Origin of the sequence: Mesorhizobium sp. BH1-1-5 (assembly GCF_020165615.1) — a bacterium.
GTDB lineage: Bacteria > Pseudomonadota > Alphaproteobacteria > Rhizobiales > Rhizobiaceae > Mesorhizobium.
In genome coordinates this window covers 1-8,193 of the sequence record NZ_JAIUIM010000053.1, presented here as the reverse complement: position 1 = coordinate 8,193, position 8,193 = coordinate 1, and the positions used below count along the sequence as shown (strand labels likewise).

The window sequence follows — 8,193 nt, the reverse complement described above, 5'->3', positions numbered from 1 at the left end:
CCTCAGTTCCTCAGTTCCTCAGTTCCTCAGTTCCTCAGTTCCTCAGTTCCTCAGTTCCTCAGTTCCTCAGTTCCTCAATTCCCCAATTCCCCTTCCCTTGGCCTGCCGCGCCGTCGCCAGGGCGACGCCCAGCATGGCGATCGCCATGCCGGCGATCTGCAGCAGGTTGAGCTGCTCGTTGAAAAGCACCCAGGCAATGACCGCGGTTACGGCCGGCACGAGGTAGAACAGCGAGGCGACCTTCGACATCTCGCCGTCCCTGATCATCACCATCAACAGGAATATGGCGCCGACCGACAGCACCAGAACCAGCCAGGCCATGGCGAAGATCAGCTCACCGTTGACGGTGACGGCGCGCGTCTCGAAGGCGAGCGAGCCCAGGATCATCACGGCGGAGCCGCCGACATATTGCCACATCGTCGCCGAGACCAAATCGCCGCCCGAGGCATAGCGCTTCTGCCAGATGGTGCCGGCGCTCATGCCGAGCACGGAGACGAGCGAGGCGGTCAGCGTTGCCGGCGTCACGCCGCCGCCGAGTGCGCCGAGCTTCGGCCAGAGCACGATGACCACCCCGAGCAGCCCGACCGCAAGGCCGGCCCAGTGGCGCGGCAGAATCGCTTCGCCCAGGAATTTTCCGGCGAGCACGGCTGTGATCAGCGGCTGCAGGCCGACGATCAGCGCGGAGAGGCCGGCCGGCATGCCCCTGTGGATCGCCCAGAAGACGGCGCCGAGATAGACGCCGTGCATGAGGACGCCCGCCATCGTCGCGTGCAGCGCCTCGTCGCGCGTCGCCTTGCGCGAGCCGAGCAGAACGGTCAGACCGGCAAACAGGATCGCCGCTATCACGAAGCGGATGGCAAGAAAGGTGAAAGGCTCAGCCCAGGGCATGGCGTAGCGCGCGCCGATGAAGCCGGTCGCCCACAGAACGACGAAGGTGGCGGGAATGAACCGCTTGATGCTCTGCATGGGGGGAAGGCTGCCGGGATGAACGGTTGATGACGGCAATTGCTCTAATGCCGTTCAATCCCGCAAGCAAAACGAAACGGTTGATCCATAAGCTAAGTTGAATTCAACAAACCGTGCCAAGAGGGGCATGGCGCATCGCCGCGCCATGGTGGGGCATGTTTTTGCATCTCGACACGACCTGGCTTCTGTTCGCGTTCGCCATCATCGCGGCCTTCGGCTTCTTCTTCGGCACGGCGCTCGACGCCATCATGAAGGAGAGCGGCTTCGGCCCGACCGGCAACACGCTGCTGTTCATCTTCGGCTTTTTCGCCGCCGTGACGGTCGCCAACAAGCATGGCATCAGCCTGAGCGATCTCAAGCTGGCGGTCGCCTGGGGGCTCGGCGGCGCCTTTTCCTTCATCAGCGTGCTGGCGCTGATCAAGGCCGGGATGGCGCGACTTTAATCAAGTTCGAGAAGACGCTTGACGTCCCGAACAGGCATGCCCGCCTCGCGAAGCGCGGCAAGACCGGTGTCCCTGAAGCTCTTGGATAGTTTGCGGCCATCCGGACCAAGGATCAGGCGGTGGTGGAAATAGCGCGGCTGCGGATGGCCGAGCAGTTCCTGCAGCAGGCGCTGCACCCCGGTCGCCGAATAGAGGTCCTGGCCGCGCACGACATGGCTGACGCCTTGCAGCGCGTCGTCGAGAACGACGGCGAGATGGTAGCTGGTCGGGATGTCGCGGCGGGCGACGATGACGTCGCCCCAATCCTGCGGTTGTGCCGCGACAGTTCGCGTCGCCGACATCGTCTCGTCCATGAACTCTATCCATGACAGGTCGGCTGCGAGGCGCGCCATCGCCGCCTCGACGTCCAGCCGCCAGGCGAACGGCACGTTGTCTGCGATCCGCCGCTTGCGTTCCTTCACCGGCAGTGCCTTGTCGAGCGGCGGATAGAGCGGCACGCCGTCCGGATCGCGGGGCCAGTCGCGGCCGCCGGTCTCGGCGATGAAGGCGCGGATTTCGCCACGGCTCATGAAAGCAGGATAGACCAGCTCCTCGGCGATCAGCCGGTCGAGCACCGCCCGGTATTCGGCAAAATGCTCGGACTGGCGGCGCACCGGCCGCTCCCAGCTCAATCCCAGCCATTCGAGGTCGCGGAAGATGCCGGCTTCGAACTCGGGCGTGCAGCGCGTGATGTCGATATCCTCGATGCGCAGCAGCAGGCGTCCGTCCGCTTGCGCCGCCATCTCCTGGTTGAGCAGGGCTGCGTAAGCATGGCCGAGATGCAGCTCGCCATTGGGGCTCGGCGCGAAGCGGAATGTCAGGAGCGTCATCTTTCAGGCGGCATTCAGGTTGTCAGGTGCTTCCGCCGGTTGATAGTTAGCCATCATTTGTCGCCCTGGGAACAAGCAACGTGCAACGCATCGCCTCGCTCGACGACATTGCGGCAGGGCTCGACGCGCTCTGCCGGATCGATCCGCGGCTGGAGACCGTGCGCGGCAACGCGGGCGAAGTGCCGCTTCGGCTGTCGGAGCCAGGGTTTCAAAGCCTCGCCTCGATCATCGTTTCGCAGCAAGTGTCCCGCGCCAGCGCTGACGCGATCTTTGGGCGGCTGGTCAAGCTGGTCGATCCTCTGACGCCACAGGGGATCCTTGCCGCCGGCGAGGACATATTTCGCGAGGCCGGGCTGTCGCGGCCGAAGCAGCGCGGGCTGCTCGCCGTCGCCGAAGCCGTGGCCGGCGGGCTCGATCTCGATCACCTGTGCACGCTGGACTCCGGCGACGCGATCGCGGCGATGACGGCCGTGCCCGGCATCGGCCCATGGACGGCCGAGTGCTACCTGCTGTTTGCCGCCGGCCATCCCGACGTATTTCCCGCGCGCGACGTCGCGCTGCAGACGGCGGTCGGCCATGCGCTCGGCATCGACCCGCGCCCGCCGGAGAAAGTGCTTATCCGACTGGCCGAATCATGGAGCCCCTGGCGGGGTGTCGCGTCGCGGCTTTTTTGGGCCTACTACCGCGAACTGAAGGGAAGGGAGGCGGCGCCGCCTGTCGAAATGGCCGAAAAACGCTGAAAATTATGCGTTTTTGGGGATTTGGTCGCACGACAATCCGCTTCACATCCCTGTCATGTCGGGCTTACAGTATCCGCGCCGTTCGGTTCTAGAAGCAAGGAGGCGAAGGACGTGACGGTTGCCGTATCTCCGGATGGGCTTCCCGCGCTGGTGCTGAATGCGGACTACCGTCCGCTCAGCTATTACCCCCTGTCGCTCTGGTCGTGGCAGGACGCCATCAAGGCTGTCTTCCTCGACCGGGTCAACATCGTCGCCGAATACGAGCACGCCGTCTCCTCGCCGACCTTCTCGATGAAACTGCCGAGCGTGGTGAGCCTGAAGGCCTATGTGAAGCCGTCGCGGCATCCCGCCTTCACCCGCTTCAACGTGTTCCTGCGCGACCGTTTCCAGTGCCAGTATTGCGGCACGCCGGAGGATCTGACGTTCGACCATGTCGTCCCGCGCCACCGCGGCGGGGCAACGACCTGGGAGAATGTCGTCGCCGCCTGTTCGCCCTGCAATCTTCGCAAAGGCGGCATGATGCCGGCCCAGGCCAAGATGTGGCCGCTGCAGAAACCCTACCAGCCGACGGTGCACGACCTGCACAACAATGGCCGCCTGTTCCCGCCCAACCATCTGCATGAAAGCTGGATGGATTATCTCTACTGGGATGTCGAACTCGAACCCTAGAGTTCGGCAGAAATCCGCGAGCCCGGCCGTCTGCCGCAGCTTTCTGCGCTTCCGGTGCTCACGTACTTCAGTACGCTCCGCTCCGGTTCTCGAAAGCCGCGCCAGCCGACTCAGCCTGCCGAATTTTTTGTCCGAACTCTGCGTCGTGCTACTCAATCGAGTTGGTTCAGTCGCGCGACAGCGCGCTGCGGAAGGCGACGGCGGCGAGGATGAGGCTGGCGATGGCGTTCCAGCCGGCGAGCGACAGGCCGAGGATGCGAAGCGCCGCCCTGTCGCAGGAGGGTGGCACGAACTTGTCGAGCGCGTCGAGCACGCCCTTGCCGCCGGTGTCGACCGGACCGGCGCCGGCGGTGCAGTCGGCCGGACCTTTCCACCACGCCCATTCGACGCCGGAATGGTAGACGCCGAGATAGAGGCCGTAGAGCATCAAAAGGCCGCCGATCGCCAGCAGGCCGCGCGTTACCCAAGCCGGCGCGCGCAGCATCGAGGCGATCCCCGCCAGCACCATCAGCGGCACGCCGATATAGTAAGGCGTGCGCTGCTCGAGGCAGAGATGGCAGGGGATGTAGCCGCCGATATATTGGAAGGCCAACGCCGAGCCGACGGTCGCTGCCATCGCGACGGCAAGAAAGAGCGCCGCGCGCGTGCGCTGGCGTCCGGTGTCGGCATTCATGGTCGCGGTCATCGATGGAATCCGTCGTTGCGTCGCTATCCGTGGGCGTATCTGACGAGGATATAGAGCAAAATCAGGGCAGCGGCGCCGGCGCCGACAATCAATCCCAAGCGCTTTTCGATGAACTCCCTGATCTCTTCGCCATAGCGGCGCAGCAGCCAGGCAAGCAGCAGGAAGCGGGCGCCGCGCGCCACGATGGCCGAGACGATGAAGACCAGAAGATTGACGTGAAGCGCGCCGGCCAGAATGGTGACCACCTTGATCGGTGGCAGGTGCGCGGCGCCCGATGTGACGAGCAGCACCAGCATCAGTCCGGCGCCGGACGACTGCCACTTCTCGAACGTGGCAAGGCCGCCGAAATGCTCCAGGATCGGCCGGGCTATCGTGTCGTAGGCATAGTAGCCGATCAGCCAGCCGGCTATGCCGCCCAGCACGGAAGCAGCCGTGGCGGTCAGCGCGTAGCGATAGGCGCGTTCGGGCCGCGCCAGCGCCATGGGCAGGAACAGCACGTCGGCCGGGATGAAGAACACCGAGCTTTCGACGAAGGCGATGAAGGCCAGCCACCATTCGGCGGATTTGCGCGCCGCCAGCGACAGGGTCCAGTCGTAAAGTCCGCGAAGCATCGGCTCTCCTAATGCAAGTTGACGCAATTCCTGACGGAAAACCGCAGCGCACTTTTCCCGGAATTGCCCTAATGCATGTCACCCCAAACGGCGCAGCGGTTTTCGGCCACCGGAACGCACGAAACAAGGACCCAAAGCGCCGCAGCCGCCATTATCGACCCGGGCACCAAAAACGCTTGCCTCTCTAGAAAGATTTTTCGCGGCGCACAATGGCGGCGGTCCTTACAAAACCGCAGGACGCTGTCTGGCCGAAGCGGCGCCGGTAAATCCGCAACAGCCCAGTTGACGAAAGGCCGTCCAACCGTATAGTCCGCGCCCATCCAGGCCGCCCGGCCTGAGCCCCTATGGCGGAATTGGTAGACGCGCTCGACTCAAAATCGAGTTCCGCAAGGAGTGCTGGTTCGATCCCGGCTAGGGGCACCACCACTAAAATCAGGCGCTGATTTTATTGGGTTTTTCTTCGGTTTTTGCCCCACTTTCTTCAACCGCCTGATCCGGTGGGACAACTTCGTCCATTTTTTGTTCCGGCGTGAATAGCAGTTTGTGGGCGGCTCGGCCGGCAATCAGCTTGCGCCTAGCCTTCTTGGTGTAGTGCGTCGATTGCGCCTTTGTGACCCATCCGTAGATTGCCATCAGCTCTTCGTCGGTCGCGCCGTTCTCGGCCGCGATCGAGGCGCCGAGTTTCCGCAAGCCGTGAAGAGAGCACTCAGTCAGCCCAGCCTGATCGCACCAGTCGCGCATCTTGTTGCCGAGCGTGTTGACGGTGAACGGTCGCTTCCATTCCGATTCGAGGAACGTCATGGCGCCGGCCGCGCCAGCGTCGATCTCAGCCTGCAGAATAGGCAGGATAGGCAGTTCGACGATGACACCGGTTTTCTTCTCGGTCTTGCCCGGGCGGATGGTCAACCATCCAGCTTTGACGTGCTGCTTCCCGACAATGGAAAGGTCTTCGCGACGGAGACCGGTGAACATGGCGAGATACAGCGCAAGGCGCGCCTTGGTGCCGCTGGCGTGCTTCGCCTTGTAGGCCTCGAACTCGTCGACCGTCCAGGAATGGAAGCCGTCGCCAGAATAGAGGCGCTTGATGCGCAGCGCCGGATTGACCGCGGCAACGCCTGCATCCACCGCCCATCCGAACATCGCCGATATCACCTTGACGACCTCGTTTTGAGCGCCGGCCGTCGATCGGATTTCGTCCCGGATTTCGAGGACGTGCTTGCGCTCCATCAGCGCGAAGGGCACCCTGCCGGCAATGGCGGCCGCGCCCGAGGCATTCGGCATCGGCGTAGCGTCGGCACCCTTGCGCTATAGCGCCAGTATCGGCTCAGGGGCTCTGATCAGCGGTGGCGACGCAGCGGTTCGGTCAGGTGGGGATACAAAAGAGGCCCTGAAGGGCGGGCTTATCGGGGCGCCTCTCGACGCTGTTCGGCCAGGACAAGGCCAAGGCTATCATCGACCTGCTCGATCGCGAAAAACTCTTTGCCGACACATCGAACATCGTGACGCGCAATTCCGAAACTGCCGCGCGCATCGCCGCTCAGGACGCCATTGACGGCGGCGGTAGCCGAGGCTTTGGCGTTCGCGAGGGCTTTATCGCAGGCGGTGCACGTGGCGCAGCCCGCGCGGCCGGGACGAAAGCTGTGGAGCGGGTGATCGACGCATTGAGCAACGGCGACAACGAGAAAGCGATATCGGATATGGCGCGGACCCTGACGGCTGGACCTCAGCAAAGCGCGGTGCTCGACGCGTTGATGAAGGCTGGTCGCGGCTCCAGGCTGCAGCAGTCACAGGTCGATCGTGTGGCGCGCGCTTTGTTGCTCGGCGCCCCTACCGCCGCCAACCGGCCGTGAGCGTCGTTCTTTTCGGTCTTCATAAATCCAGACCAGCAGGATCAGCGCCATACCGACGAACACGCCAACCATGAAATCGATCGACGTTTTGCTGAGGAACCAATCGAGCCCCTGGTGCAAAACGGCCAGGACCGCGATGGTGATCACCGCGGCGATGAGCTGAAGGACCGTGTTGCGCGACATAGGCGCGGAACATAATGCGGATTGGGTTCGACGAAAAGGGCGACCGGCGCCTTATCATTTGTGAAAGCGCACGCGCCGACATGCGCGCATTGTAGTGGCTCGTCCCTTGGCGGGGTCGAAACCATAGCCAACCATTTTCACCCGCTGGCTTCTGCCGGCGGGTTTTTTTGTTGGAACAAGGCCGCAGGAGTCGCGAAGCACGCGACCAATCCGGCGCCTGCTCCGCTGCGGCTACAGATTGCCGCGCAACAAAAAAGCCCCGGACAATTTTGCCGGGGCTTTCTGTTAAGGTCCGCCGATAAACTAGAATTTGTAGTTCAGACCAACGCGAACGGTGTGGAAGGGGACTTTGACGTCAACACCAACACCACCACCACCGGGGTTGAACGTCGCTTTACCCAGGTCCGTGTAAAGATACTCAGACTTGAGCGACCAATTGTTGGTGATGGCGTATTCAGCGCCCGCACCAACGGTCCAGCCGACCTTGGTCTTGGACAAGTCGAGGCCGGGGGCAGAGATCTTTTCGTGACCGTAGGCCAAACCGCCAGTGCCATAGACCAAGAAGCGGTCGACGGGCGTATAACCAATGCGAGCACGTAGCGTGCCGAACCAGTCAATCTTTGTTTCGAGAAAGGGGCCGCCGATCGATAGGTCGCCCTTGATGTCGGCACCCTGGAAGTCGGCTTCGACGCCGTAGACGAATTGGCCAGCCTGCCAGTTGTAACCGGCCTGAATGCCTCCCAGGAACCCGCTCGCACTGAGGTCGATAGAGCCAGGGCCGCCGCCAGAAGGAGAAAGCTTAAACGTGCCGAAACCACCGCCAGCGTTCACGCCGATATATGCGCCGGTCCAGTCATAGGAAGCAGCAACCGGTGCCTCCTGCAAAACGTCAGCCGCGTAGGCGGTGCCGGTCGCGAGGACGAGAGCGGTTGCAAGAAGAATCTGTTTCACGGGAATACCCTTTGTTGCCATGCTCAGGTCGGATGAATGCCCCAACGTCACCAACCGAGTGGATAGCAATGTCGCGGAACGCCTTCTGTTGTCAACGCCGACAAGTTCGAGGGCGTGGATATTGTTCGGGAGATGCGTGGAAGCCACACCCTCACAGCACGGTTTCGAAAGCGCAGCACAAAATCAGATGCCTGCACGCTGCGCCGGAACGTAACGAAGCGACTTC

Annotated in this window: 10 protein-coding genes and 1 tRNA gene; 4 read left to right on the top strand and 7 right to left on the bottom strand. The window is 62.8% G+C overall.

Features of this window, described 5'->3' with window-relative positions; translation table 11 throughout:
- Positions 1-66: 66 nt before the first annotated feature.
- Positions 67-966, bottom strand: a complete 900-nt coding sequence (locus tag LB572_RS34160; RefSeq protein ID WP_224670896.1) for a DMT family transporter — start codon at positions 964-966, stop codon at positions 67-69.
- A gap of 155 nt (positions 967-1,121) precedes the next feature.
- Here LB572_RS34160 and LB572_RS34155 point away from each other — a divergent pair, with 155 nt between their 5' ends.
- Positions 1,122-1,409, top strand: a complete 288-nt coding sequence (locus LB572_RS34155) for a hypothetical protein (protein WP_140809363.1) — start codon at positions 1,122-1,124, stop codon at positions 1,407-1,409.
- Here LB572_RS34155 and gluQRS read toward each other — a convergent pair.
- The gene (gene gluQRS, locus LB572_RS34150; protein WP_224670895.1) at positions 1,406-2,278 is read right to left on the bottom strand and encodes a tRNA glutamyl-Q(34) synthetase GluQRS; all 873 of its coding nucleotides are present in this window, start codon (positions 2,276-2,278) and stop codon (positions 1,406-1,408) included. The genes LB572_RS34155 and gluQRS overlap by 4 nt on opposite strands.
- A gap of 80 nt (positions 2,279-2,358) precedes the next feature.
- Here gluQRS and LB572_RS34145 point away from each other — a divergent pair, with 80 nt between their 5' ends.
- Both LB572_RS34145 and LB572_RS34140 read left to right on the top strand, forming a co-directional pair.
- Positions 2,359-3,018 carry a DNA-3-methyladenine glycosylase family protein gene (locus LB572_RS34145; protein WP_224670894.1) on the top strand — a complete coding sequence of 220 codons (660 nt, stop codon included), beginning with the start codon at positions 2,359-2,361 and terminating at the stop codon, positions 3,016-3,018.
- 111 nt (positions 3,019-3,129) lie between these two features.
- Positions 3,130-3,687 (top strand): HNH endonuclease, encoded by a 558-nt coding sequence (locus LB572_RS34140; protein ID WP_140809359.1) that lies wholly within the window; start codon positions 3,130-3,132, stop codon positions 3,685-3,687.
- 166 nt (positions 3,688-3,853) lie between these two features.
- Here the strand turns inward: LB572_RS34140 and LB572_RS34135 are convergent, their stop codons facing one another.
- On the bottom strand, positions 3,854-4,372 hold the full coding sequence (locus LB572_RS34135; RefSeq protein WP_140809357.1) for a disulfide bond formation protein B: 519 nt from the start codon (positions 4,370-4,372) through the stop codon (positions 3,854-3,856).
- Positions 4,373-4,395: 23 nt separating this feature from the next.
- Positions 4,396-4,983: a YqaA family protein gene (locus LB572_RS34130; protein ID WP_140809355.1), complete on the bottom strand. Its 588-nt coding sequence runs from the start codon at positions 4,981-4,983 to the stop codon at positions 4,396-4,398.
- 338 nt (positions 4,984-5,321) lie between these two features.
- Here LB572_RS34130 and LB572_RS34125 point away from each other — a divergent pair.
- Positions 5,322-5,406, top strand: a tRNA-Leu gene (locus LB572_RS34125).
- Positions 5,407-5,415: 9 nt separating this feature from the next.
- On the opposite strand, the gene LB572_RS34120 is transcribed toward LB572_RS34125, so the two are convergent.
- The 3 genes from LB572_RS34120 to LB572_RS34110 all read right to left on the bottom strand — a co-directional run bounded on the left by LB572_RS34120 (position 5,416) and on the right by LB572_RS34110 (position 7,967).
- The gene (locus LB572_RS34120; RefSeq protein WP_140809353.1) at positions 5,416-6,264 is read right to left on the bottom strand and encodes a tyrosine-type recombinase/integrase; all 849 of its coding nucleotides are present in this window, start codon (positions 6,262-6,264) and stop codon (positions 5,416-5,418) included.
- 503 nt (positions 6,265-6,767) lie between these two features.
- Positions 6,768-7,016: a hypothetical protein gene (locus LB572_RS34115; protein ID WP_224670893.1), complete on the bottom strand. Its 249-nt coding sequence runs from the start codon at positions 7,014-7,016 to the stop codon at positions 6,768-6,770.
- Between the two features lie 303 nt (positions 7,017-7,319).
- A complete protein-coding gene (locus LB572_RS34110; RefSeq protein ID WP_224670892.1) occupies positions 7,320-7,967 on the bottom strand; it encodes an outer membrane protein in 648 nt (215 codons plus the stop codon).
- Positions 7,968-8,193 lie beyond the last annotated feature (226 nt).

What these genes read in the sequence shown, in the direction of transcription:
- LB572_RS34160 (WP_224670896.1), bottom strand. Translation starts at nt 966, where the DNA reads ATGCAGAGCATCAAGCGGTTCATTCCCGCCACCTTCGTCGTTCTGTGG.
- LB572_RS34155 (WP_140809363.1), top strand. Translation starts at nt 1,122, where the DNA reads ATGTTTTTGCATCTCGACACGACCTGGCTTCTGTTCGCGTTCGCCATC.
- gluQRS (WP_224670895.1), bottom strand. Translation starts at nt 2,278, where the DNA reads ATGACGCTCCTGACATTCCGCTTCGCGCCGAGCCCCAATGGCGAGCTG.
- LB572_RS34135 (WP_140809357.1), bottom strand. Translation starts at nt 4,372, where the DNA reads ATGACCGCGACCATGAATGCCGACACCGGACGCCAGCGCACGCGCGCG.
- LB572_RS34130 (WP_140809355.1), bottom strand. Translation starts at nt 4,983, where the DNA reads ATGCTTCGCGGACTTTACGACTGGACCCTGTCGCTGGCGGCGCGCAAA.
- LB572_RS34120 (WP_140809353.1), bottom strand. Translation starts at nt 6,264, where the DNA reads ATGCCGAATGCCTCGGGCGCGGCCGCCATTGCCGGCAGGGTGCCCTTC.
- LB572_RS34115 (WP_224670893.1), bottom strand. Translation starts at nt 7,016, where the DNA reads ATGTCGCGCAACACGGTCCTTCAGCTCATCGCCGCGGTGATCACCATC.